At 49.6% G+C, this 24,313-nt stretch carries 21 protein-coding genes; 13 read left to right on the plus strand and 8 right to left on the minus strand.

What is annotated here, in order from left to right; translation table 11 throughout:
* Position 1: 1 nt before the first annotated feature.
* Positions 2 to 910, minus strand: coding sequence for a LysR family transcriptional regulator (locus tag MH144_RS01955; RefSeq protein ID WP_239297312.1), 909 nt, complete (start codon positions 908 to 910; stop codon positions 2 to 4).
* A 212-nt stretch (positions 911 to 1,122) separates the two neighbouring features.
* On the opposite strand from MH144_RS01955, the gene MH144_RS01960 reads away from it, so the two are divergent.
* The 11 genes from MH144_RS01960 to MH144_RS02010 all read left to right on the plus strand — a co-directional run bounded on the left by MH144_RS01960 (position 1,123) and on the right by MH144_RS02010 (position 14,497).
* On the plus strand, positions 1,123 to 1,875 hold the full coding sequence (locus tag MH144_RS01960) for an FCD domain-containing protein (protein WP_239297324.1): 753 nt from the start codon (positions 1,123 to 1,125) through the stop codon (positions 1,873 to 1,875).
* Positions 1,876 to 1,890: 15 nt separating this feature from the next.
* The gene (locus tag MH144_RS01965; protein WP_239297326.1) at positions 1,891 to 3,936 is read left to right on the plus strand and encodes a hydantoinase/oxoprolinase family protein; all 2,046 of its coding nucleotides are present in this window, start codon (positions 1,891 to 1,893) and stop codon (positions 3,934 to 3,936) included.
* On the plus strand, positions 3,933 to 5,921 hold the full coding sequence (locus MH144_RS01970; RefSeq protein WP_239297328.1) for a hydantoinase B/oxoprolinase family protein: 1,989 nt from the start codon (positions 3,933 to 3,935) through the stop codon (positions 5,919 to 5,921). The genes MH144_RS01965 and MH144_RS01970 overlap by 4 nt, the downstream gene beginning before the upstream one ends.
* 59 nt (positions 5,922 to 5,980) lie before the next feature.
* Complete coding sequence (locus tag MH144_RS01975) at positions 5,981 to 7,117, plus strand: ABC transporter substrate-binding protein (protein WP_239297330.1); 1,137 nt, start codon at positions 5,981 to 5,983, stop codon at positions 7,115 to 7,117.
* A gap of 59 nt (positions 7,118 to 7,176) precedes the next feature.
* On the plus strand, positions 7,177 to 8,295 hold the full coding sequence (locus MH144_RS01980; protein WP_239297332.1) for an ABC transporter ATP-binding protein: 1,119 nt from the start codon (positions 7,177 to 7,179) through the stop codon (positions 8,293 to 8,295).
* A complete protein-coding gene (locus tag MH144_RS01985) occupies positions 8,292 to 9,209 on the plus strand; it encodes an ABC transporter permease (RefSeq protein WP_239297334.1) in 918 nt (305 codons plus the stop codon). The genes MH144_RS01980 and MH144_RS01985 overlap by 4 nt, the downstream gene beginning before the upstream one ends.
* Positions 9,202 to 10,023 carry an ABC transporter permease gene (locus MH144_RS01990; protein WP_239297336.1) on the plus strand — a complete coding sequence of 274 codons (822 nt, stop codon included), beginning with the start codon at positions 9,202 to 9,204 and terminating at the stop codon, positions 10,021 to 10,023. Before MH144_RS01985 ends, MH144_RS01990 begins: the two co-directional genes overlap by 8 nt.
* Positions 10,024 to 10,041: 18 nt before the next feature.
* Complete coding sequence (locus MH144_RS01995) at positions 10,042 to 11,256, plus strand: M24 family metallopeptidase (protein WP_239297338.1); 1,215 nt, start codon at positions 10,042 to 10,044, stop codon at positions 11,254 to 11,256.
* A 78-nt stretch (positions 11,257 to 11,334) separates the two neighbouring features.
* Positions 11,335 to 12,537 carry an MFS transporter gene (locus MH144_RS02000; RefSeq protein ID WP_239297348.1) on the plus strand — a complete coding sequence of 401 codons (1,203 nt, stop codon included), beginning with the start codon at positions 11,335 to 11,337 and terminating at the stop codon, positions 12,535 to 12,537.
* A 386-nt stretch (positions 12,538 to 12,923) separates the two neighbouring features.
* Positions 12,924 to 13,715, plus strand: coding sequence for an SDR family NAD(P)-dependent oxidoreductase (locus MH144_RS02005; protein WP_239297360.1), 792 nt, complete (start codon positions 12,924 to 12,926; stop codon positions 13,713 to 13,715).
* Between the two features lie 377 nt (positions 13,716 to 14,092).
* Positions 14,093 to 14,497, plus strand: coding sequence for a VOC family protein (locus tag MH144_RS02010; RefSeq protein WP_239297370.1), 405 nt, complete (start codon positions 14,093 to 14,095; stop codon positions 14,495 to 14,497).
* Positions 14,498 to 14,587: 90 nt separating this feature from the next.
* On the opposite strand, the gene MH144_RS02015 is transcribed toward MH144_RS02010, so the two are convergent.
* The 7 genes from MH144_RS02015 to MH144_RS02045 all read right to left on the minus strand — a co-directional run bounded on the left by MH144_RS02015 (position 14,588) and on the right by MH144_RS02045 (position 21,510).
* A complete protein-coding gene (locus MH144_RS02015; RefSeq protein WP_239297372.1) occupies positions 14,588 to 15,907 on the minus strand; it encodes an SLC5/6 family protein in 1,320 nt (439 codons plus the stop codon).
* Positions 15,882 to 16,607 (minus strand): helix-turn-helix transcriptional regulator, encoded by a 726-nt coding sequence (locus tag MH144_RS02020; RefSeq protein WP_239297374.1) that lies wholly within the window; start codon positions 16,605 to 16,607, stop codon positions 15,882 to 15,884. Before MH144_RS02020 ends, MH144_RS02015 begins: the two co-directional genes overlap by 26 nt.
* 14 nt (positions 16,608 to 16,621) lie before the next feature.
* Positions 16,622 to 17,419: a sensor histidine kinase gene (locus tag MH144_RS02025; protein WP_239297384.1), complete on the minus strand. Its 798-nt coding sequence runs from the start codon at positions 17,417 to 17,419 to the stop codon at positions 16,622 to 16,624.
* 176 nt (positions 17,420 to 17,595) lie between these two features.
* On the minus strand, positions 17,596 to 18,618 hold the full coding sequence (locus MH144_RS02030) for an ABC transporter ATP-binding protein (protein ID WP_239297386.1): 1,023 nt from the start codon (positions 18,616 to 18,618) through the stop codon (positions 17,596 to 17,598).
* Positions 18,615 to 19,661: an ABC transporter ATP-binding protein gene (locus MH144_RS02035; RefSeq protein ID WP_239297397.1), complete on the minus strand. Its 1,047-nt coding sequence runs from the start codon at positions 19,659 to 19,661 to the stop codon at positions 18,615 to 18,617. The genes MH144_RS02030 and MH144_RS02035 overlap by 4 nt, the downstream gene beginning before the upstream one ends.
* A gap of 12 nt (positions 19,662 to 19,673) precedes the next feature.
* A complete protein-coding gene (nikB, locus tag MH144_RS02040) occupies positions 19,674 to 20,594 on the minus strand; it encodes a nickel ABC transporter permease (protein WP_239297399.1) in 921 nt (306 codons plus the stop codon).
* A gap of 31 nt (positions 20,595 to 20,625) precedes the next feature.
* On the minus strand, positions 20,626 to 21,510 hold the full coding sequence (locus MH144_RS02045; protein ID WP_481857311.1) for an ABC transporter permease: 885 nt from the start codon (positions 21,508 to 21,510) through the stop codon (positions 20,626 to 20,628).
* A gap of 212 nt (positions 21,511 to 21,722) precedes the next feature.
* On the opposite strand from MH144_RS02045, the gene MH144_RS02050 reads away from it, so the two are divergent.
* Entirely contained in the window at positions 21,723 to 23,009 is a 1,287-nt protein-coding gene (locus tag MH144_RS02050; protein ID WP_239299224.1) for an amidohydrolase, read from the plus strand.
* Positions 23,006 to 24,301, plus strand: a complete 1,296-nt coding sequence (locus MH144_RS02055) for an amidohydrolase (protein WP_239297401.1) — start codon at positions 23,006 to 23,008, stop codon at positions 24,299 to 24,301. The genes MH144_RS02050 and MH144_RS02055 overlap by 4 nt, the downstream gene beginning before the upstream one ends.
* Positions 24,302 to 24,313: the final 12 nt, after the last annotated feature.

The raw sequence follows: 24,313 nt of genomic DNA on the forward strand, positions 1-24,313 counted from the left end.
TTTAAAACACGAGATCAGGATTCTGAAAGTTTGCCTGAATTTCTTCGAGGAATCTCTCAGCAGCAGCAGAAAATACTTGATTCTTTCTCCAAACAATACTCAAACCCGATTCCAGCTTGGGCTGCAGCGGTCTAAAACAAAGGTTACTATCGGGTGAGGTGTTCACAATTTTATGAAGTGTGATCGCATAACCTACTCCTTCCTCGACCATGATCGCTGCGTTATAAGCAAGATTAAATGTGCTCACCACGTTTAACTTTTCAAAATGTTCACCAAACCAGTTACGAAACTCATTTTTGGAAAAGGTCTGTTTCATAGCCTGCCGTGAACAAATAAGAGGGAGGTTTAAAAGATCGTTCACTTGAATATGTGTTTTCTCAGCCAAGGGACTGTCTTTTCTCATGATCACCCCCCAAACATCTTTGGCTGGAATATTTGCATAGTTGTACTTTGACAAATCGGCAGGTTGAATTAAAATTCCAAAGTCTAGTAAACCTTTATCCAGTCTCTCCGTAACATCGTCTTCGTTACCACTATAGAGATGATATCGAATCTCGGGAAATTGTTCTTGAATATTCCTAACGAGGCGTGCAATTTGCTTCATTGCATCCGTTTCACCACCACCAATATATACATCTCCCCGGACGGTTTCTTCCATGGATTGAAATTCCGATTCCAGTTTCTCCATCATGTCCACAATTTCTTCTGCTCTCTTTCGCAAAAGCAATCCCTCTTCCGTAAGGACGATATTGTGGCTGCTCCTAACAAATAATTTCTTTCCCAGTTCTAGTTCCAGATCTTTGATCTGTCTGGAAAGTGTTGGCTGAGTCAAGTGCAAAAGATGGGCAGCCTTCGTCATATTTCCTTCTCGAGCAATAGCAAGAAAATAACGAAGCACTCGAACGTCCATTGAATCTCTTCCTTTCCAAAAATATAGATGGTTATTTACGTTTGGAGCCTATCCATGATCTTATCAGATAAAATGTAATTTAAAAAATCAATTCATACTAATTTGGTCTGAATGATTGATATTATGTTCTATAGAAGTTATACTTCTGTTTATTGCGTTAATCATCAGTGAGTAACAAGAAAGTGAAACTTACATACATAGGAGGGGAACGTGTGGCTCCAGAGTTATATGAATTGGAATTGGAGTACGACCTGCTGAAGGAACTTAAGGATGCGACTGCTCCTATCGGTGCGAGTACGCTCGTTCATACGTTAGGTAAAAAATACGGATTAAGCCAGGCCACCATAGGCAGACGGCTAATGGAGATGGACGTTGAAGGGTACACGGCGCTGGAAGGCAGGAAAGGCCGTATTTTGACCGAAGCGGGTTCAGAACGGCTGAAGACAATAGAGCGGGAGCTGCAGCAGAAAAATGCAAACTCACGCCTGATGCAGACGCTAAACCATTCTGGTGAAAAGGCACTTCTTGACATTCTCGTTGCGCGAAAAGCGCTTGAACGGGAGATTGCTTCGTTGGCAGCGGAACATGCCACGAAAGAGTATATCCATCTGCTGGAACAATCCATTGAGGAGCAGCATCGGAAATTGGAGCAAAATATCATACCTTATGAGGAAGATCGGGAATTCCACAGGTTGCTCGCCTTTGCAGCCCAGAATCAGTTTTTGCGTCATGCCGTGGAATTGGTATGGGACACAAGCAGAGACTTTCTGGAGACTGCATATATTCGGCGTACCGTAGGGAGTGAATTGGTGGTTGATCATCGTCAGATCCTGGAAGCCATCATATCACGCTCCCCGGAAAAAGCCGAAGCCGCGATGGTCAATCACATCAATCAGATGATCGAAGACGTCAAACGTTATTTCTCTATAAAAAACCAGATATTAAACATCGAGGAAGCGCGTTAAAAAGGAGATGAACTTGTGGACAAAAACTATCGCTTGGGTATCGACATCGGGGGCACGTTCACGGACGCGCTGGTCACTGATCGGCAAGGCAGGATGGTGGCTGCACTGAAAACGCCATCTATTGCAGAAGCGCCAGAACAGGCTATTTTTAATGCATTGGATCAGCTTCAGGAACAAGGTGTGGACATTGGCGATATCGATTTGTTCGTGCATGGCACGACGCTTGGTGTGAACACGTTGATTGAGCGCAATGGAGCTGTAACCGGGTTGATCGTAACCCAGGGCTTTCGGGACATTCTCGAAATTCGAAGACTTCGCCTGGAGGATACGACGAACCTGTATGGTGATAAAACGGAGGCGCTCATACCGAGATATCTCGTCAAAGAAATTGACGAACGGGCGTTAGCCAGTGGAGACGTGCTGCAACCACTCAACAAAGATCAGTTGGTGCAAGCGGTTGACGAATTGGTGGACGAAGGCATTACTGCACTGGCGATTAGCTTCATGCATTCTTATGCTAACCCTGCTCATGAGAAGGAAGCCGAAGAGATCATCAGGGAACGGCATCCGCAATTGTTCATTTGCCGCAGTAGTGCCATCTGGCCGCAGCAGCGTGAATTCGAGCGGACACTCGCAACGGCCATGAATGCATATGTGGGAGAACGCATGGGTTCGTACTTTGTCAGGCTCCAGGAAGGCATTCATCAGTACGGTTTAAAAGCAAACCTGCTCTCCACGATGTCCAACGGTGGCATTATGACAGCGGCAAGCGCCGCGAGTGAACCTGTTCGTACCCTGCTTTCGGGTCCGGCTTCAGGAGTCATTGCAGCGACGCATATTGCCCGGAAGGCCGGCATCGATCAAGTCATCACATTCGACATGGGTGGAACAAGTGTGGATGTGGCCTTAATTGACAAGGAGCCGGCGTATTCCACCGAGAACAAAGTCGGTGATTTTCCGGTGATTCTGCCAGCGGTTGACGTTACGGCGATTGGCGCAGGAGGTGGATCGGTTGCATGGTTAGACAGCGTCGGTGTACTCAAGGTTGGTCCACGCAGCGCCGGAGCTTATCCGGGACCTGCGTGTTACGGCCGTGGTGGCGAGGAACCGACAACGACGGATGCTTACCTGCAGCTTGGCATTTTGCAGGCAGATCGTTTCCTTGGTGGACAGATGCGACTTCATCCGGAGCTCGCGGAACGTGCACTGAACACGGTCGGCACGAAGCTCGGACTTGACGCATCACAGACCGCACAAGCGATTCTGGATGTGGCCACAGCGAACATGTACGCCCAATTTTCGCCTCTAATGGCTCGTAAGGGTGTTGATCCACGTGATTTCACGCTGCTGGCCTACGGCGGAGCGGGACCTATGCATGCGTTCCTGATGGCTCGGGAAGTTGGGATCCAGCGTGTACTTGTGCCACCTGCTCCTGGAACACTTTGTGCCATGGGTTGCACGGTGGCAAATCTTCGAAACGACTTTGTCCTATCACTGCACAAAAGCAGCCATGCATTAGCCAGTGGAGAATTGGCCTCCTTTTATGCAGATTTGGAGCAGCAGGGACGAAGCTGGGTAGAAGTAGAAGCTCGGGGCGGTGTTGAGCTCGAGAGCGTCTACTGTCTCTATAGTGCCGATATGCGATACGAAGGTCAGGCTTTTGATCTGGAGATTGCACTAACGCAGGAGGAGATCGCCGATCCTGAACAGGCCAAGGAGAAGTTCCATACGTTCTACCAGAATGTGTTCGGAATCAGCCAGCCGGAATCCGAAGTGATGTACATCAGCCTTCGTGCGACAATCGTCGGCATTGTGCCAAGCCATGGAAGCGTGGATTCGTTTGCCCAAGTCAACCATAGCGGTGGATCAGAGGAACGAACCATTACATTTGATCATGCACAGAGAACGGCAAAAGTGCTGACAAGAGAGCAAATCCCGCTGGAAGCAAGTATTCAGGGTCCAGTCATCGTGGAGGAGTACGATACGACCATTTTTGTTCCTCCAGGTTATAACGTAAGAAGGGATGCGCACGGCAATCTGATCGGGGAGGTGACGGAATGATCGCAGACAAGGTGTTTTTGGAAATTTTCAACAATCGAATCCAAGCAGCGGTCGAGGAGATGGCAAACGTCGTTCTGCGAACGGGATTTACTGCTTTTGTCAAAGAAACCGGTGATTTCGGTACTTATCTGTTGTCTCCTTCAGGAGAGACGTTTGGTTCACCGCTGGAAACAGGGTATAACCTTTCGCTCGGCATTCCTGCAGAAGCGACGATACGCAGCATTGAGAACTGGCAGGAAGGGGATCTGGTCATCTGCAATGATCCTTATGCAACCCAAGGCATGGTAACCCATCTTCCCGACATTCATCTCATTAAACCTTATTTCCATAAAGGGCGCATCATCGCTTATGGGATGTGTTTCGTACACTCATCCGATGTTGGCGGTAAAGTACCTGGAAGCGTCTCTCCAAGTGCGTACGATATTCATATGGAAGGTATACGTATCGCACCAGTCAAGTTATATGAAGCAGGTGTATTGAACGAGCAAGTTATGCGAATGTTTCTGGATAACAGCCGGATTCCGGAGCAAAACCTCGGGGACCTCAAGGCACTTATGGCTGCCTTAAATCGGGGTGAACAGCGACTTGCCGAACTGATCGCGCGTTATGGCGCTGAACGAATTGAGCAGGGCATCGAGCAATTACTCGAATATGCCGAAATGAAAGCTCGTGCCATCGTTCGTGAAATTCCGGACGGAGCTTACGATTTCTGGGATTATCTCGAAAAGGGACCAGGAGGTTATCCAATCCGTTTACGCTGCAAAATGACAATCGAAGATAGCGACATTCATCTCGATTTCAGCGGCACCGACCCTCAGGTCCGGGCTTCGTTCAATATTCCAACGCATAATCAGCAAGGCCATTACATGCTTGTTCCAGCGTTGATTCGTTATTTCCGCACGCTGGACCCGACAATACCATGGAACTCCGGCATGATCCGCATGGTGAGCAATTACGCCCCACCAGCCTCGGTGCTGAATCCGGAACCGATGGCTGCTGTTGGCGCACGAGCAGCCACGTTTATCCGTCTGATGGATGTGATCACGGGGGCTCTTAGCAAAGCCGAGGCCAGTAAAGTGCCTGCGGCGGGTGCGGGACAAGCATGCATCGTGATGATGGCGATGACGGATGCAAATGACGGTAAGAAAAAGGTTGGAGTCATCCAGCCGATCTGCGGTGGTTCCGGAGCAAGACCAATGAAAGACGGCATTGATGGTATGGATTTCGCCGTTGGTCATCTGCGCAACATTCCGGCAGAAACGGTGGAGGCAGAGATGCCGGTCCTTATTGAGCATTATGGGCTTCGCGAAGACTCCGCGGGTGCAGGGCAATATCGCGGCGGAAGCGGGATCGCGTTGCGCGTCAGAATCGTCACACCAGACACGGTCATGACGGCGCGAAACATGGAGCGCATGGAATTTCAGCCTTGGGGCAGAATGGGCGGCGATGTCGGAACGCACGGAGAGGCTATTCTGAATGAGGGACTTCCCGAAGAGAGAGACCTTGGCCGAATTGACGAACTGCTGCTGCAACCTGGGGATACAGTGACCTTCCTGTCCCAAGGAGGAGGAGGGTATGGAGATCCGTTACACCGAAATGTCCAGTCCGTGCTCGCAGACGTTCGAAGCGGTTTGCTTTCCATGGCAAAAGCGCGTGAACTTTATGGCGTCGTGGTGAAGGGCACGAATGTTGACGAGTCTGAAACGCAATCACTGCGGGCGACGATGCAGATCAATGGGGAAGATTTCAGTTATGGTTCAACGCGAGACCAATTCGAAGCCATCTGGAGCGATGAGATGCAGCTGACGTTGGGACAAGCGTTAAAGGAATATCCGCTAGCTCTTCGGGATTACTTGAAACGCCGTACGATGGATATCTTGGAGCAAAGGCATGCGGATGGCCTGTCCGTAACAATAGAGGAAATTGCCTCCACCGTGAGCGGATTAAGAAAAAACATCGGATTGAAGGGAGCCGATCGTACGTAAGCCTGCAAAATGTGAACTTGTATGAGTATTAAACCAACTAATCTTATGGGGGAATTCGTATGTTTAAATCAAAACGCAAACGTTTGCTCAGCTTGGCCTCATTAACACTGACTGCTTCACTTATTCTTTCAGCCTGCGGCGGAGCGAGCAGCTCGGGAACAGCTTCGGAGAATGGGGGCACTTCGGATAGCAGCGGCGACAAAATCAAGCTGACCATGTTTATTTGGGCAGGTTCCAACCAGGACGTCGTACCTAAAGAAGTGGTTGCGGAATATGTCAAGGAACACCCTAACGTTGAAGTTACTTTCGAGGAATCCTCCAATGCGATCATGTATCCAAAAATGGTAGCAGGCAAACAAGCCGATCCCAACAATCCGGTCGTCAACTTCGGTTACTTTAACGCAGATGCCACAGCCAAAGGCGTGAACGATGACATGTGGGAGAGGCTGGATACCAGCATTGTAACAAACATCAAGGACATTCCTGAACAATTTCACCAGCCTGACAACAAAGGCATCGTATGGGGCGTATCCAGCTTCGGCCTGGTTTACAACAAAGATCTGGTAACTACGCCGCCAACCAGTTGGAATGATCTGTGGGATAATGAGCAATTCAAAGGAAAAACGGCATTATGGGATTACATGTTCTATTCCTATATTTCACCTCTGATTGCAACCAAAGGAGAGAAGATCGGCGCATCCTACGACAATCCTGAACGTGCATTTCAATATTGGGCTGACCACAGTGATCAAGTCGGCACGCTCGTTACATCTAACGACCAGTTAAAAGCATTGCTCGAATCCGGTGATGCCCTCATTGCACCATTCAGTGCGCAAGTGGCTCAAACCTGGATTGATGGCGGTTCACCGCTGGCTGTAGCTTATCCGGAAGAAGGGGCAATCTCGTTTCCGTACTCGCTCCAGATCGTCAAAGGTTCGACGCCGGAACAAACACGCGTGGCGAGTGAAATTATCAATGAGCTGCTGAGTGCAGACGCGTTGACACGTTACGCCGAAGCAACCGGCACACCAGTGACCAGCACTGCTGCTGCTGTACCGGATAAATACAAGGATGATCCGTCGTTCTCTGTTGAAACCCAGAGCAATGGCATCAATCCGTATTGGGACGTACTCGCTCGGAACAGCTCCGCATGGAAGGATCTGTGGGATCGTCTCGTAAAAACCAATCTTCAATAACATGGTCGCCTGGAACATAAACGAAATGTGATTACCAGGCAGGAATAGGAGGACCCCAGATGAGCAATGTGCACCAATCCGTCTCAATTGAGGCAAAGCATGTTACGAAAATCTATGGCGGACGGGCTGCCGTCGATCAAGTCACGCTTCAGGTCAACAAGGGAGAGTTCGTCTCCCTTCTCGGTCCGAGCGGTTGCGGCAAAACAACGCTGCTTCGAATGCTGGGTGGGCTCGAACAACCCGACGGCGGAATCATTATGCTCGGTGGGCAAGATGTCACAGGTGTTCCGGCATACGGCCGGAACAGCAATATGATTTTCCAGCAGTTGGCACTGTTTCCGCATATGGATGTATTCAATAACATCGCTTATGGACTCAAGGTAAAAAAGACCCCAAAAGCAGAGATCAAACGCCAGGTCCATGAGATGCTGGAACTCGTACAACTTGGAGACTACAGCAGAAGGGCCGTGTCTCAGTTATCTGGCGGGCAGGCACAGCGCGTAGCGATTGCGAGAGCATTAATAAACAAACCGGAAGTGCTGCTGCTGGATGAACCGCTCTCCGCGCTGGACATGCAGCTGCGTCTTGATATGCAGCGGGAGTTGAAACGCATCCAGCGTGAATTCGGCGGTACCTTCATCTTCGTCACACACGATCAGAGCGAAGCGATGAACATGTCTGACCGCATCGGCGTTATGCGTGCAGGTCAGCTGCTTCAATACGCAACCCCGGATGAAATTTATGAAAGACCTGCCGACAGTTTTGTAGCCAAGTTCATCGGGGATACCAACCTTTTGGACGTTTCGGTTGTCGAGCCGGATTCAAATGGAATACGTGTATGCATTCAGGGACATTCGCTGCTCGCCGGAAGCAATGAAGAACCTGCTTTATTCCGGCCAGGGGCGAAACATTCCTTATCGATCCGTTACGAGTATATTCGTCTAGGGGAAGACGCGACCCATTGTGCAAACCAATTGCAAGGTCGCGTTATTGAGAGTGTATATGGCGGGGCAAGTATCCGTTATGTCATCGAAACGCTGGATCATCTTCACATTCAGGCGAGTGTACCGCATCAGCGCGGAGGCACGCGATATTCCCGGGGCGAATCCGTCCATCTGGGTTTTGATCCAGATGATGCTCTGCTGCTAGCGGAATCAGGCACGGGTGCGGCATCTTGAGCCGGATTACCGATAAGGTCGTCAATGTATACTCGTCCGGCAATCGCAAATGGACGACCCAATTGCTTCTGCTTTTGCCTGCGCTGCTATTGATGGGTATCGTGTATCTCGGCGGACTGCTGATATTCGGAAGATACAGTTTCGACATATACGACAATGGAAAACTGGTTCGAGGCTGGGACTGGAGCACATACCGTGCTTTTCTGACGGACCCATATTATTGGAAATTGATCGGAAATACGTTCCGCATTGCGTTCAAGGTAACTGCGTGGAGCCTGCTGCTCGCTTATCCGCTCGCATATTGCATCGCGGGCTTGAAGAAGCCGGGATGGAAGCAGTTTTTGCTGCTGCTTACGTTTCTGCCTCTGCTCGTGAGTGCGGTCGTGCGTTCCTATGGCTGGCAGCTGCTTCTGTCCAAGCAGGGTTTCATGAATTGGCTGTTCATTCATCTGGGTTTAACCGAGGAAGGCTTCAATATGATGAACAACGAGACTGGCGTAGTCATTGCACTCGTACACATCTTCCTGCCGTTTATGGTCTTTCCGATTCTGAACGTGCTCTCACAGAGTGATGCTTCACTCAAAGCAGCTGCACATGATCTCGGAGCCGGAAGCTGGCGGACCTTTTTTACCATAACATTGCCGTTGTCGGCCAGAGGTATTGCAAGCGGAATCCAAATCGTATTTACCTTGTGCCTGACGGCGTTCACGACCCCTCAGCTAATCGGCGGGGGAAGGGTAATGACCCTACCGGTCTTCATCTACCAGCGAACACTGGACACCAACTGGCCGATGGCGGCAGTGGCTAGCTTGTTCCTGCTGGTGTCGTCCGTCGTGGTGTCGTTGCTGGTCAACAAAGGAGCGGAGTGGCTTATGTTCCGCCGTTCCCGGGAAGGAGGACATGCACGTGGTTAAATCGGGACGTGTGACAAAATGGCTTCTCACGGTGTTCGTTGGAGCGGTCGCCATATACTTGCTGCTTCCACTATTAATGATTGCATTCACTTCCATAGGTTCGGGTTCAGCAAGCAAATTTCCGCCTCAAGGGTTCACCTTGGAATGGTATGCCAACCTGAAGGAACAAACGCAGTTTCTTGATGCTTTCAAGAACAGCTTGCTTGCTTCAGCAGGAGCTGTCATTTTGGCATTGGTGACGGGGACGCTCGCTGCGGTAGCCATTGTGCAGTATCCTTTTCCGGGTGCGGGGTTGCTGCGAGCTTTCTTTGTATCTCCAATGGTCATGCCCAAAATCACACTGGGTATCGCATATCTGATTCTGTTCTCCAAAATGCACATCGCAGGCGGATTATTTGGACTTGTACTAGGCGAAGCCGTCATTGTACTGCCGTTTGTGCTCACCATCGTGGGCAGTGCACTGGCCAACCTGAAGCCGGTCCATCGGGAAGCTGCGGCGGATCTGGGGGCAAGTCCCTGGCGGATCTTTTTTACCATTACGCTGCCTCAGCTCAAATTCGCCATGTTGTTGTCCGGATCGATCGCCTTTGTATTTACGTTTGATCAGGTCGAAGCTGCACTGCTGCTTCTTCGTCAGGACAGCTATACACTGCCGATCCAGCTATTCCTCTATATGGAGAAGTGGCAGGACCCAACGATCGCAGCCGTATCGGTTGTATTGATTGTCGGTGCCTTGGCACTATTCTTGGCCATCAAGCTGGTGCTTCGCTCCATTCCGGGGCTCGAAGGATGGTTTGGAAGCAGAAAAAAATAAACGGGAGGAATCGAAAACATGAATCCACAGCAACCATCCGAAGGTTCAGGCTTAAACAGGGACCGCGCAGATGAAGTAATGAAAGCGAAGGGACTTCACGCCCTTATCGCTACGACGCCGGAAAACATCCATTATGTCATCGGATCGCAATTGCGTGCCAGCAATTGGACGATGCAGATCTATGCGATATTACCCGCTGACCGTTCTGCAAGGCCGTGCATCGTTATTCCGACGAATCGTCTGGGCGTCGTTGCTCAGTTTGGTATCACCAACGTTGACATTTTTGCTTATAGCGATTTCTTCGTTGAGGGAACGATTGAAGGCAAACCTTCTACCGCAGACATCGATCTGTTCTATTCCTTGCTGCAAACGACCGTGATTCACCAAGGAGCGGCAGATGCCCTGTTTGCTGCGCTCAAACACCTTGGCATCGAGAACCAGCCTATTGGCATCGACGAAATGCGGATTGCGCCGGATATTATGGCTCAGGTCCAGGACGCATTGCCAGATGGAGCTGTTATACCAGCTTATAAATTGTTCCGGCATATCCGACTAGTCAAAACACCATTTGAAATCGAACGGCTGCGCCGCGCGGCAGAGGTCAATGAACGAATCGAGCAGGAGCTGATTCATCTTATCGCGGCAGGTGTGCACGAAAAGGAACTTGCCGATCATTATCGGATCGCCGTGATGCGTGCAGGAGGTACGCCAGCGATGACAGCCGTGGGAGCAGGACCGCGCAGTGCACTGCCACTGATCGAAAATTATTTCCACACGATCGAGCAGGGAGACCAGATCCGCTTCGATCTATGCATGCAGTTGGACGGCTACTGGGGGGATACAGGACGCACCGTCGTTGCTGGTGAACCTACGCCCTGGATGAAAAAACATTTTAACGCTGTGAAGAGCGGTTGGGAAACAGCCCTAGAAACCGTACGACCTGGTGTCAGAGCATCGGATGTATTTCATGCGGCGGTATCCCGTGTACAGAAGGAAGGCATCCCTCATTACCGAAGACAGCATGTGGGGCATGCGATCGGCCTCGAGCTGTATGACGACTTGACTATTTCCCCGGGTGACCAGCACATACTGGAGCCTGGTATGGTTCTTTGCGTAGAAGTTCCGTATTACGAGCTTGGCGCAGGCGGCTTCCAAATCGAAGATACGGTTGTCGTGACGCCGGACGGATATGAGTTTCTAACGCATATGGAGCGCAAATTATTCATTAAATAACGAATCCCGGAAGGCTTCGAGCAAGCGATCAGGCAGCTGCCGATCAGGAGCTTTCCTGCCGAGAAAGTTGGAATTTCAATGATTCAGCAGGGAACCAAGACGTTTCGAAACATTAGCCTTGCGTTGTTTGCCGCAGGATTCGTTACGTTTGCGTTGTTATACAGTCTCCAACCTCTTATGCCGGAGATAAGTGTTGCCTTTGACATTACTCCGGCACAATCGAGCCTGACGCTTTCCGTTTCAACGGTGGCCATGGCCATCACCATGTTGTTTATCGGCACACTTTCTGATGCCCTTGGGCGGCGATTAATTATGACGACATCCTTGGTGCTGTCTTCCATCATCGCTATTCTGAGCGCATTCAGCCAAGGATATGCTGACTTGTTGCTGCTCCGAGTCTTGCAAGGCGTGGCACTTGCGGGCCTGCCTGCCACGGCCATGACGTATTTGTCGGAAGAAATTGAACCTGGTAGTTTGGGGTATGCCATGGGGCTTTACATCAGTGGCAATTCAATCGGGGGGCTGGCAGGACGTTTCATAAGCGGGGTCATCACGGACTGGTTCAGTTGGCGAGGTGCCATCGGATTTATCGGTGTGCTCGGCCTATGTGCGGCTGTTGTTTTCTGGTTGGTCATTCCGCCATCGCGGAATTTTATCAAGACTTCTCCAGGAATAACCAAAGCCCTGCCTCTTCTATGGTCACAATGCCGGAACCCGCGACTCCTCAGTTTGTATGGGCTGGGATTTTTGCTAATGGGGGGCTTTGTTACACTGTTTAATTACATCGGATTTGAACTGACCGGTGCTCCGTATCATCTCAGTCAATCCTTGGTAGGAAGTCTTTTCGTCGTGTATCTTATGGGCACAGTCAGCAGTACCTGGATGGGCAGGCTTGCCGACCGTTATGGACGGTCCCATGTACTTAGCATTACCATTGCGATCATTCTGGCGGGTGCCATCTGCACCATGCATCCGGCTTTATGGATCAAAATTGTGGGTCTCGGCTTGTTTGCCTTCGGCTTTTTCGGTGGACATTCCATTGCCAGCAGCTGGGTCGGTCTTGTTGCAGCCCATCATAAGTCGCAGGCAAACGCTTTGTATTTATTCTTTTACTATGTTGGTTCCAGTGTTAGTGGCACTGGCGGGGGGTATTTGTACAGTCATTTTGGATGGATCGGCATTATAGGCATGATCGGGGCGTATGCCGTGGCAGGCTTCGCACTATGCCGTTTTCTCCTGAATGGGCAAAAACGACAGACGAGCAGCACTCCGATATACTGAGAGGCAGCTCGAAATGTCAAAGATGAGAATGCTGATTATCAAATGAAATCCATAGTAATTATGAAATAAGAGTTCTTTAATAGATTCTCGAAAGAAGATAATCGTTAAAGCGTAACTAAATATTAGTTTTTGAACCGTTGATCTGTATCAAGATCAACGGTTTTTTGATGTGAAATTTTTGTCTGTGAGCAATCGGATTCCGTCCCCAAACCTCGTGGTTTGTTCTCTGGAACGTATCATTCTAAATAGGCGTGATCTGCTAGTTTGTTGTCGCTCTCTGCTAGTTACACATCGAAACGTTACGCGTATCATTAGATCCGTGCAGAAGATATGCCTTAGAAAGATTGAATATTCATTAATCAACCAGAATAGAGGAGAAATGCATCATGGATATGGGATTAAATAATAAAACAGCGTTGGTAACAGGTTCCACGAAAGGAATCGGCAAAGCGATTGCCATCGAGTTGGCTAAAGAAGGGGTCAACGTACTTATTAATGGACGAAATCATGAAGATGTTGAACATGTTGTCGGAGAAATCAAGTCTGCGTATCCGAATACTTCGCCTCGAAATGCGACAGCCGATATCGTCAATGTTGCTGAGCGGGAAGCATTGTTTGCAAAGTTCCCACAGGTTGACATTTTGATAAATAACACCGGGATCTATGAGATCATGTCTTATTACGATGTAAATGATGCCGTGTGGGAAAAATACATTCAGACCAATGTACTCTCCCCAAATGCTCTAACCAAATTTTATATGCCCACTATGCTGAACAGCGGATTTGGCCGGATCGTCTTCATAGCGAGTGAAGAAGCCGTGATGCCAGGTCATATGCCGCAATATGCCGTTACCAAATCCATGCTGCTTTCGTTATCGAAGAGTCTGTCCAAACTGACAGTGGGAACGGAAGTGACGGTCAATACAATCATGCCTGGACCAACACTGTCGGAGAATGTACAACAGATCATCGAGAGCGTATATCAAGATGAAAACATGACTTTTGAGGAAAAAGAAAAAACATTCATGGCTGCGAATCTCCCGCAATCCGAGTTGCAGCGTTTCATCAGACCGAGCGAGATCGGCAGACTTACTGCATTCGTATGCAGCCCTTATGCAGCACCATTTAAAGGTTCACCGATTCGTATGGATGGAGGAATGGTTCCAACGATTTACTAAATGCGCGGATTAGAAATAAATTCATCTGATTAAAGTCTTCTTCTGCAAAAGAGATCGAATCAGATTTACCAAGGCATCCATGTGATTGAGTTAAGGAAGCAGACAAATATCAAATATGATCTCTGACCGGATGTGTTTGGTGTGAATCTATTTCAGCAATTCATTTACGGATGCTTTTTGGATATTTTTAAAAACTTTCATTGCTAGATGATTTGTTCCTGCTTCCCGAGGCTATGGATACAAAGTTAAAACGCTACTGACACCCCGTTGTCAGTAGCGTTATTTTATGATTCATGAAGTAAACATAATGGGATGGAGATCTTGTTCTGACCTCCACAGATAATATGTATCTTTTATGAGAGAAAGGATGTTCTTTTATGCATTTCGCTTCTGTACGTATGATTACCGACGACGTAGAACGTCTAGTCGAATTCTATGAGAAAGTCATGGGAGTTTCAGCAGAACGACCCGCACTAGTCTTTGCCGAACTCGTTATGCCTTCGTGCACTCTGGCTATAGGTCACTCTCAGACGGTACCACTGTTCGGTGTTGGTTCCGCAGTGGCTGCCGATAATCGCAGTGTCATCCTCGAGTTCCGGGTTCACGATGTCGATGCTGAATACGAACGCTTGAAGCCGGTTGTTGATGACTGGGTGAAGGAACCAACCACGATGCCGTGGGGGAATCGTGCGATGTTGTTCCGTGATCCCGATGGCAATCTCATTAACCTCTTCCAGCCGGTGAGTGAGGAAGCGATTAAACGGTTCAGCGGTAGAGTTTGATTCTAGGAAGTACTGCGCTGCTTCGCATTTTAGCCTTCTCCAGTATGAAATTGAATCCTGTTCCTTGCAGGCCTCAGCCAGAAGACGAATTCAGAACGTCTCGCCTGAGGCCTTTTTGTCTGAGGGAGACTCTTGAGCTACGAATAGATAGATGCAGGACAGTGCGGATGACATGATGCCGCTAATCCAGATTCGTTCAAGTCCAGAGTAAGTGCCCAGTTTGTGCAATATACTCCACGTACTCCAACCAACGAAGGCAATGAGCGGTAGCGCAATGCCGTGAACCTGTTTGTTGCTGAAACTCAAAAGCAACATCGGGCCAAGCATGCAAGCCTGAAAGGCTCCGAATAAATAAAGGATTTGAATGGGCGTTATCGATATCCCAATGGACATGATTGTGGCGACCACTGCGGCCAATCCGATATACACGTTGCGGATTTGTTTGCCGCGGGTTGCGGCATCGGCGAACGTTTCCATGCACAGTGACAGTAATGCCTGAAAGCGGCTTATGTAAGAGACTGCAAACATCGTAAGAAGGCAAGTGACCATTAATCCGAACAACACGGGTGAGCGGGTGACGGACAGCAATGGATATATGAGGGACGGTTCATCAGCGAGACCGCCGGAATGAATGGCAACCATGACGAGCAGCAAAAAAGCCATCAATACTGTGGCGTAGATCAGTCCTGACATGATAAAAGCAGGCACCATTTTGGAACGGTCAATGTGAAACGAGCGTTCCCACGTAGCTGGATCTGATATAACCTGCCCCAAGCCAACCCATATGCCAGTTGCGATAAACAGAAATGCCGCATGGTTATCAATAACGAGCATGTAAGGGTGGTAGAGCCTGATGCCGGAATATACGGGATCGACGCCTTGCCGGATAAAATAAAACAAGGGGAGAATGATGGCAACGCCGAGTGTTAATATCACTTGGGGAACGGCTAGATGATATAGCTTTTTCAAACCAATATAACCAGCTAGCATAGAACTGAAGGCGATGAAAGTAGCTCGGCCAATCATTTCGGGAAGGGCGAATAATTTGTGGAAGAAAAATCCGGCTACCATACCTTGCAAGAGTACCGCTTCAAGAAGCAGCACGGCAAACAATCCTGTCAGCAAACGTGTTCCTGCTGGGGTAAGCTTTGCCTTCAGCCATTCCCCCCATGACGTGAGGCCAGGAGAACGTCTCCGCACGTTTTGTCCAAGCCAGCCGAACAACATCAAGGAAAAGGCTGTAGCCAAAGAATATCCGAGCGAACCGTATAATCCATAACGCATGAGGGCTTGCGGCGAATCCACGATGTTTAGCCCGGTCAGCCACCTACCAAGCAGAGCAATGACTCCAAATCCAATGCCCAATCTAGTAGGCCCGACTGCACTATCGCGTAAAAGAGTTGATCGCATCCAGTGCCCTCTTTTCACGGTATTTTTTTGGTGGCATGCCCTCGTGTTTGTGAAATAGGGTGCAAAAATAATGCTGGCTGTTGAAGCCGCATCTCTCGGCAACATCGGCGATGTTTAGTTCCGGATGGCGGAAGAGAAGCTGTTTGGCATTTTCCACGCGCAACCGGTTCACATATTCGGAGAACGACGTGCCAACTTCTTCGTGAAACAGTCTGCTCAGGTATGCCGGATTTATATGAACGGCCGCAGCGAGGGAGGAGAGGTTGATTTTGCCTGCAAAATGTTTGTGCAGAATTTGCAGCGCTTCTTGAATGACTTTGGATTGCACTTGCGGTGAGCCGCTGGCATCAAACTGATGAAGCACCTCGAGTAGTTCTTGCTCAATAACGGGTTTTGTAATATAGTCCATGACTTTGAGTTTGATGGACTGACGTGCGTACTGGAAATTGTGGTGTGCAGAGATGATGATGATATGAATATCGGGGTGAAGGCGCCTAAGATCTTCGGCGACGAGCAACCCGGATTTGCCGGGAAGATTAATGTCGAGCAAGGCGAGCTGAATCCGCATTTCTTGTCCAATCGCATTGGCTTGCGTTCCGTCGGCAGCTTTGTGCAGGCGCCAGTAAGGGAAATGCGGCTGAATCAAAAATTCCAGTTGCTCCAGTTCCAGAGGTTCGTCATCGACTAACAGAACATTCATGAAGAAATCCCCCTCTACGCGTAATTTTCATTCGATGCATCTTCATGGACGCCTTTGGACACATCTTCTTGGATGAAAGGCCAGCATACCTCGGCGACGGCTCCACCTGCAGAACCTGGTTTCAAGCTCACTGAGCTTTCGTCACCAAAAAAGATGCGCAGCCGAGTTCTGATATTTTCAAGTCCGTGTCCTTGAATCTCTTCATCAGAGTAGGAGGAGTCGTGAAATCCGACGCCGTTATCGGTTACGATTAACATCACCTGATCCAGACTCCGATAACATTGGATGCTCAGCTCTAGAGCCCCCATCTTCGGTTCCAGTCCATGCTTGAACGCATTTTCCACGATCGTCTGCAGGACAAAGGGCGGGATGAACGCATCCAATACCCGATCATCGTAATCCGTGGATAGTTGCAGTCTATCGCCAAAGCGGAGGCGCTGAATGTCAAGATAGTGCCCGGTGTACCGAATTTCCTCTTCCAGGCGAATCATCGGTTCGTCGGTGTTGTATTTAAATTTGAGGAACTTGGAGAATACTTCCAGAGCACCTACCACTTGCTCATTACGACGCAACCTGGCCAGACTGAGTATGACGTTTAGCGTATTAAACATGAAGTGTGGCTGGATCTGCTGGCTTAACTGCACATACAATGATTTTTGGAACTCCTTCTCCAGCTCGAATTGCCGCTTCTGCATGCGCAGCAAGTCCAGCCGCTTTTCGAAAAAAAACAGGACCAATAGAGCAATCGCTCCCGTTATGGGAGCGATGATGAACAGAAGTACAATCAGGGTGAACTGGTCAAGATTAATCATGATGCACCCCCTATACCAGCAATAATCGCTGTTGTCTTGAAAAGATTCAGAACTGTCCGCGAACAATACTTAATAAGCATCGCAAGCGAAATGTATAGTCATCTTAATGGAAACGAAAGTTCGTTTCAATATAATAAGAAGCAATTTGTCTACGATGACAAAGGGGCATTCTGTTTTTATGAAATAAGATGACAGGCGGCTTGATGGCCCTCATGAACGATTCGCAGTTCGGGTGCTTCGGTGGAACAATGCTCAACGGCATATGGACATCGCGTATGAAACCGGCAACCACTTGGCGGATGAATGGGAGAGGGGACATCAGCGGTTAGCGGGATCCGTTCCCTTGGTTGGTTGCGTTTGGTCGAAGGAATAGAGCTTAGTAAGGCACGTGTGTAAGGGTGCTGTGGTCGATCGAACAACGATTTTTTGTCGGCGATCTCGACGATTTTGCCAAGGTACATAACGATGACACGGTCAGAGATATGACGAACAACGCTTAGATCATGTGAGATGAAGAGATAAGTCAATTGATGTTGTTTCTGCAGCTTGCGGAGCAGGTTGATGATCTGTGCCTGAATGGAAACGTCCAGTGCAGATACCGCCTCGTCACAAATGATTAGTTTGGGTTCCAGAGCTAGTGCGCGGGCTATTCCAATCCGCTGACGTTGCCCACCGCTGAACTCATGGGGCAGCCGGTCCGCTTGTTCCGGCCGTAAGCCAACATTGTCCATCAGTTCCCTGACACGTTGGTCCTGTTCATGGCGGGGTACCACTTTTTGGATCTCCAGTGCTTCCTTCAATATTTGTCTGACGGTCTGGCGCGGATTCAGCGAAGCAAAGGGGTCTTGGAACACGATCTGCATGTCCTTACGCATTCGTTTCAACTCAGCCTTATTCATGCGAAGAATGTTCTTACCTCGGAAATAAATCTCTCCACTCGTTGGTTCGTCCAGGCGAAGAATGGAGCGGCCTGTGGTGGATTTTCCGCAACCGGACTCGCCGACAATGCTAAGCGTTTCGCCGGCATGAATCTGGAAGCTGATATCGTCCACGGCTTTGACATGTTGAATGACCCTGCCAAGTACACCTCCGCGAATAGGGAAGTATTGCTTAAGATGTTTGATTTCTGCCAATATCTCGGAAGGCGGGATGCTGTCGGTTGTAGCTGAGAGTGAAAGTTCATTTACGAGAGATGTCATGCGAGTGCGCTCCTTCCCAATGGGGAAATGTTGTGTTTGCAGGTTGCATCGGTGTTTTGCCATTCAGCGCTATACATCCAGCACCGGACCTGTTCTCCGTGATCAGTAGTCAATAATTCGGGCTTCTGGCTCGAGCAGATCTCTTTGCGGTATGCGCATCGAGGAGCGAAGCGGCAGCCTGTAGGTAAGTCGTAAGGACTGGGAACCGTTCCGGGTATGGCCTGTAATTCATCCTGGTCTTGGTCTATGCTTGGCAGGGATTGCAGCAGGCCTTGGGTATATGGATGCTTGGGATGCTCGAAGATGGAATCCGCATAGGCATATTCAACGATCTGACCAGCGTACAATACGGCGACGCGATCACATGTTTCGGCGACGACACCCAAATCATGCGTAATCAAAATGATGGACATGCCCATCCGTTGCTGAAGTTCCTTCATCAAGTCAAGAATTTGCGATTGTACGGTAACATCAAGTGCCGTCGTTGGTTCATCCGCAATCAAGAGGTCAGGCTGACACGCCATCGCCATCGCGATCATAACACGTTGACGCATGCCGCCACTGAGCTGAAACGGTTCTTGACGCGAACGCTCTTCCGGAGAGGGGATGCCTACCACGCGCAGTAATTCAACAGCCTTGGCCCAGGCCTCTTTGCGTCCCAAATTTTCGTGGAGCCGAAATACTTCGGCAACCTGTTCGCCAACAGTGTACACGGGATTGAGCGAGGTCATGGGCTCTTGAAAGATCATGGATATTTCTTTGCCGCGAATGCGCCGCATTTGTTCCTCAGATTTTGTTAAAAGGTCCTCGTTCTTGAACAGGATGCGTCCGCCTACCGTTTTGCCTGGCCTGTTCAGCAGTTGCATGATGGAAAGGGAAGTCATGCTTTTCCCGCACCCGGATTCCCCGACCAAACCCAGCGTTTCCCCGCGGTACACCGTGAAGTCAATGCCGTCCACCGCTTTGCTAGTGCCTTCATCGGTAAAAAAATAGGTTTGCAATCCTTGTACCTCAAGCAATTTCTCCTGATGTATCGATGACATGTAAGCCCCTCCTTAATCCATCTCAATTCTGCGGTTGAAATAGCGATATAACAGATCCACGGCCAAGTTAACGAATACAAAGATGACAGAAGCGACAAGCACGCCTCCTTGTACAACGGGCAGATCCCTCATGCGGATCGCGTCCACGATCAATCGACCCAGCCCATTGATGGCAAATACCGATTCAACCAGAACGGTGCCGCCCAGCAATGTTCCGAATTGCAATCCAATAACCGTGATGACGGGAATCAGCGCGTTTTTAAGCGCGTGTTTGTATACAATCAGCCGGTGTTTTAAACCTTTGGCTTTCGCGGTACGAATATAGTCCTGATGAATGACATCGAGCATGCTGGAGCGGGTCATGCGGGCAACGATGGCTGCACCTGCGGTACCTAGCGTGATCGCGGGGAGAATGACGTGTTTGAAACTTCCCCAGCCGGTAACGGGCAATAGTTGAAGTTTGACCGAGAAGAAAGAAATCAGCATCATGCCCAGCCAAAAGCTCGGAAGAGAAATACCGAGCAGGGCCAGCAGCATGATAAAACGGTCCGCGTTGCTGTGTTGGCGGGTAGCTGAAATGATGCCTGCCGTCATGCCAAGCACGACCGTAATTATAATGCTGGCAAGTGCTAATTGAATGGTGGTTGGCAGGCGAAGCATGATTTCGTCCACGACGGGATGGTCCGAGCGGTACGAGGTTCCCAAATCCCCTCGGAACACGTCAAACACGTATTGGACATATTGGAGCAGAAGTGGGCGATCGAGCCCCAGATCGTGACGAATGGCTTGCACGGCTTCTTCAGAAGCTCCGTCTCCCGCAATCAGGACGGCAGGGTCGCCGGGAACCATCTGCATGATGAGAAAGACGACCAGAATGACGCCGAAGATGACGGGTACCGTTTGGATCAGGCGTCGGATAACGTAAATGAACATAGTGTTCCCTTCCTTTCCCAGTATGGATGAATTATTTTAATTTGGGGTCAAGCGCGTCGCGCAGTCCATCGCCAAACAGGTTGAAACCAATCACGAGCGTAGAAATGGCCAATCCCGGAAAAAGGGCCAAATACGGTGCGCTGAACATGTAGTCGCGCCCACTGCTTAGCAATGCGCCCCATTCCGCCGAAGGAGGCTGCGCTCCCAGACCGAGGAAGGACAAACCTGCTGCCGACAAAATCGCAGTGGCGAGACGTAATGTCACCTGTACGATAATCGGGGACATAATGTTCGGCAGAATGTGCACGAGAATGATACGCAGATCGCTTCCCCCAAGCGTTCGGATCGAGTCGATATATTCGAGCTTGCGGACTGTTAACGTTGAACCACGCACAATGCGGGCAAACATCGGGATGGAAAAAACACCGACTGCGATCATGACATTAATGAGGCTTGCGCCCAATGCACTGACAATTGCTAGTGCGAGAAGAATACCAGGAAAGGCGAGCAGGATGTCCATGATCCTCATGATGATTGCATCCAGCCAGCCGCCATAATAACCTGCGATCAGTCCGAAAAGGATTCCGAAGACGGCTCCTATGGTGACAGCTGCAATGCCTATCAATAGGGATAGGCGCGTGCCGTAAATGATCCGACTTAATAAGTCACGACCTTTGTCGTCAGTGCCCATCCAATGCTCCCAAGATGGCAGTTGCAACTTATCGGGCAGATGAATGTTGTACGGATCGTACGGGGCGATCCATGGGGCGAGCAGTGCCACGATAATGTAGAAGAAAACGGTGAAACCTCCCGCAGAGGCGAGTTTGTTTGCAGTGATTCGGGTCAATACCTTCCGCATTGAACCAGGTCTTTTGGCTGAGTGAGAAGCAGCAGTTGTGATCGTGGCTTGACTCATAGGCGCCTCCTTAAGAATTTTATGTTACTAAAACTAACATATAAATCAGAAAAATAAATGATTTTTATGAAATAAGTAAAGATATTTAAAAACGAAGTAAAAATCATGTAAATAAACATGACAAATTATCGTTACAATGAGATTCAAGGCAGGCATAACCGCCTTCAATCGTATAATCCAAAGCCGAAAAGGGGAGATGTGGCTTGAGCAGTATGGATTCAACCAGCTTCTGGCTGCGCAACGTTCGGATCGAACGTGGCTACGAAGTTGCAGGAGATGTCGTTCGCAGTACACAAACGGAATTGAGTCATGTGTTCATTCAAGATGGAGTAATTGCACAAGTCGTCGCGTCTGACGGCATTCCCCCCAATATGGGAGAAGCAGAGGGAATGGACAATAATTCTGTCTATGACGGAAGGGATCTGCTATTGTTGCCTTCGTTTAGGGAGAAACATATTCACTTGGACAAAACTCTCTTAGGTGAGCCATGGCAGGCGGTTATTCCTGCTCATGGCGTAGCGGGGCGATGCGAGGTTGAAAAGCGAATTCTTCCAAGGCTGTCCACTTCTCCACTTGAAAGGTCCAATCATTTGTTGGAACGTTTGATTGAAGCAGGTTCTACGCATATACGGACCCATGTAGACGTGTATCCGGAAGTGGGGACGATACAACTTGGTCCAATTCAAGAACTGCTCCACACTTATCGCAACACGTTAACGTACGAGATTGTTGCTTTTCCACAGCATGGTTTGTTGCGTTCCGGCAGCAAGGAGCTGGTCCGCGAAGCCCTACGTCAAGGAGCACATTTAGTCGGAGGCGTTGACCCTGCAACGATGGACGTGGATCTGGAAGCCAGTTTGCAAACGATGGTGGAGCTTGCAGTTGAGGCAGGCGCAGGTATCGATCTGCATTTGCACGATCCCGATTATTTGGGCACATATACGATGAAGCGCTTGGCCGCTTTGTCGATGGAGGCTGGTTTACAGGGAAAGGTTTCAATCAGCCACGCGTTTGCCTTGGGTGAAGTGAGCGAAGTGGAAGCGAGAGTCACAGCCGAATTGCTGGCCGAATCAGGAATTACGATTATTACGAGCGCACCTCATGGTCGCGTCATCCCGCCAATTCCTTTGTTATGGGAGCACGGAGTCAGCGTTGAAGCAGGCTGCGATAATGTTTATGACACATGGCAGCCATTCGGAAATGGTGACGTACTGGAGCGTGCATCAAGGCTTGCGGAGCGGTTTGCATGGATTGATGAACGTGCTTTGGCACGGTCGCTAAGGCTCATAACAGGCGGGAAAGAAACGTTAAACATTCATGGCGAACGTGAATGGCCCGCTCCTGGCGATGCGGCTGATTTTGTACTGATAGATGCGAGCTGCGCAGCTGAAGCGGTGGCCCGCAGAGGGGCTCGGGAGGCTGTTTTTTCAAAAGGGCGCCTTGTATGGGATAGCCGGCAGGGTCACCGAAAAGGAAACATTTTAATCGGAAAGGAATGAGGGTCATTTTACAGCATCAGGATCATCCGTATTGGTTGCGTAATGTTTGTCTGGAGCAAGGTTATCGGTACGAGAACAATCATATCGTGGGAACGATGACCGGAAAGTTTGATCTATGGATCGAAAAAGGAAAAATCATGATGATCGTAGAGGCTGAGAGCAGGACTGAGCAGGAATCACCATACGGATTAAGTAGAGATGCATGCATTGGAGAAGTTAGGCAAGGCTTGCAAGGTCCTGACCGGGATGCGAAGGGCATGCTTCTCCTGCCTGGTTTCAGAGAAATGCATATTCATATCGACAAAACGTATTATGGTGGACCATGGATTGCGCCTACGCCGCCCGAAAACATCTTTAAACGGATGGCAGAGGAACGCGAGTTGTTGCCGCGACAATTGAAGCACTCTAAGGAGCGGGCCTTGAAGCTGCTGTCCCTATTCCAATCCAGCGGTGTTACTCATGTACGCACTCACTGTAATATCGATCCACAGGTAGGACTTGGCAATCTGGAGGCCACAACAATGGCAATATCTCAATTCAGTGACCGTTTGTCCTGCGAAATTGTAGCATTCCCCCAGCATGGTTTGCTTCGCAGCGGCGTTGTTTCTGAAATGAGGGAAGCGATGCGAAGGGGCGCGCGTTGGGTAGGTGGAGTGGACCCTGGCAACGTGGACAACAACATTGAGAAGTCACTGGCCACGATTTTGGATATTGCCGTTGAAGCTGATGCAGGAGTGGATATCCATATTCACGATCCGGGCCAACTGGGTGTATTTACCATGATTCGGCTGGCTGCAATGACTGAACAGGCAGGATGGCAGGGGAGAGTGAACGTAAGCCATGCACTGGCATTTGCTGATATAGGGGAAGCGGTGCAGGAACAGTTGGCCGAACGATTTGCTGAACTGGGAATGTCGATTACATCAACGGTGCCTCTCAACCGCTGGATGCCGTATTCTTTGTTAAAGAAACATGGTGTTCGTGTGGAGCTGGGCGAGGATACGATCACGGATCACTGGGGGCCATTCGGCCGCGGAGACATGCTGGAACGTGCTGGACGACTGGCTGAGCGTGAACGCTGGAGTTCGGAGCGCGGATTGGCCGAAACCCTTGGATACATAACGGGAGGCATAACCCCACTGGATGATCGGGGGAACATGCAATGGCCTCGTCCTGGTGATGACGCCACTGCCGTGCTGGTCGAGGCATCCTGCTCGGCTGAAGCTGTGGCAAGGCGATCGACGCGCGGCGGACTCTTATACAAAGGGTTGGTCGTTAACGGAGAACTCTAATATAAAGTCACC

Origin of the sequence: Paenibacillus sp. ACRRY (genome assembly GCF_022346995.1) — a bacterium.
In the GTDB taxonomy this organism is placed as follows: domain Bacteria; phylum Bacillota; class Bacilli; order Paenibacillales; family Paenibacillaceae; genus Paenibacillus.

Coding starts and splice junctions, on each gene's coding strand:
- MH144_RS01955 (WP_239297312.1), bottom strand. CDS start 910: ATGGACGTTCGAGTGCTTCGTTATTTTCTTGCTATTGCTCGAGAAGGA.
- MH144_RS01970 (WP_239297328.1), top strand. CDS start 3,933: ATGATCGCAGACAAGGTGTTTTTGGAAATTTTCAACAATCGAATCCAA.
- MH144_RS01975 (WP_239297330.1), top strand. CDS start 5,981: ATGTTTAAATCAAAACGCAAACGTTTGCTCAGCTTGGCCTCATTAACA.
- MH144_RS01980 (WP_239297332.1), top strand. CDS start 7,177: ATGAGCAATGTGCACCAATCCGTCTCAATTGAGGCAAAGCATGTTACG.
- MH144_RS01995 (WP_239297338.1), top strand. CDS start 10,042: ATGAATCCACAGCAACCATCCGAAGGTTCAGGCTTAAACAGGGACCGC.
- MH144_RS02000 (WP_239297348.1), top strand. CDS start 11,335: ATGATTCAGCAGGGAACCAAGACGTTTCGAAACATTAGCCTTGCGTTG.
- MH144_RS02005 (WP_239297360.1), top strand. CDS start 12,924: ATGGATATGGGATTAAATAATAAAACAGCGTTGGTAACAGGTTCCACG.
- MH144_RS02010 (WP_239297370.1), top strand. CDS start 14,093: ATGCATTTCGCTTCTGTACGTATGATTACCGACGACGTAGAACGTCTA.
- MH144_RS02015 (WP_239297372.1), bottom strand. CDS start 15,907: ATGCGATCAACTCTTTTACGCGATAGTGCAGTCGGGCCTACTAGATTG.
- MH144_RS02020 (WP_239297374.1), bottom strand. CDS start 16,607: ATGAATGTTCTGTTAGTCGATGACGAACCTCTGGAACTGGAGCAACTG.
- MH144_RS02025 (WP_239297384.1), bottom strand. CDS start 17,419: ATGATTAATCTTGACCAGTTCACCCTGATTGTACTTCTGTTCATCATC.
- MH144_RS02030 (WP_239297386.1), bottom strand. CDS start 18,618: ATGACATCTCTCGTAAATGAACTTTCACTCTCAGCTACAACCGACAGC.
- MH144_RS02035 (WP_239297397.1), bottom strand. CDS start 19,661: ATGTCATCGATACATCAGGAGAAATTGCTTGAGGTACAAGGATTGCAA.
- nikB (WP_239297399.1), bottom strand. CDS start 20,594: ATGTTCATTTACGTTATCCGACGCCTGATCCAAACGGTACCCGTCATC.
- MH144_RS02045 (WP_481857311.1), bottom strand. CDS start 21,510: ATGAGTCAAGCCACGATCACAACTGCTGCTTCTCACTCAGCCAAAAGA.
- MH144_RS02050 (WP_239299224.1), top strand. CDS start 21,723: ATGGATTCAACCAGCTTCTGGCTGCGCAACGTTCGGATCGAACGTGGC.
- MH144_RS02055 (WP_239297401.1), top strand. CDS start 23,006: ATGAGGGTCATTTTACAGCATCAGGATCATCCGTATTGGTTGCGTAAT.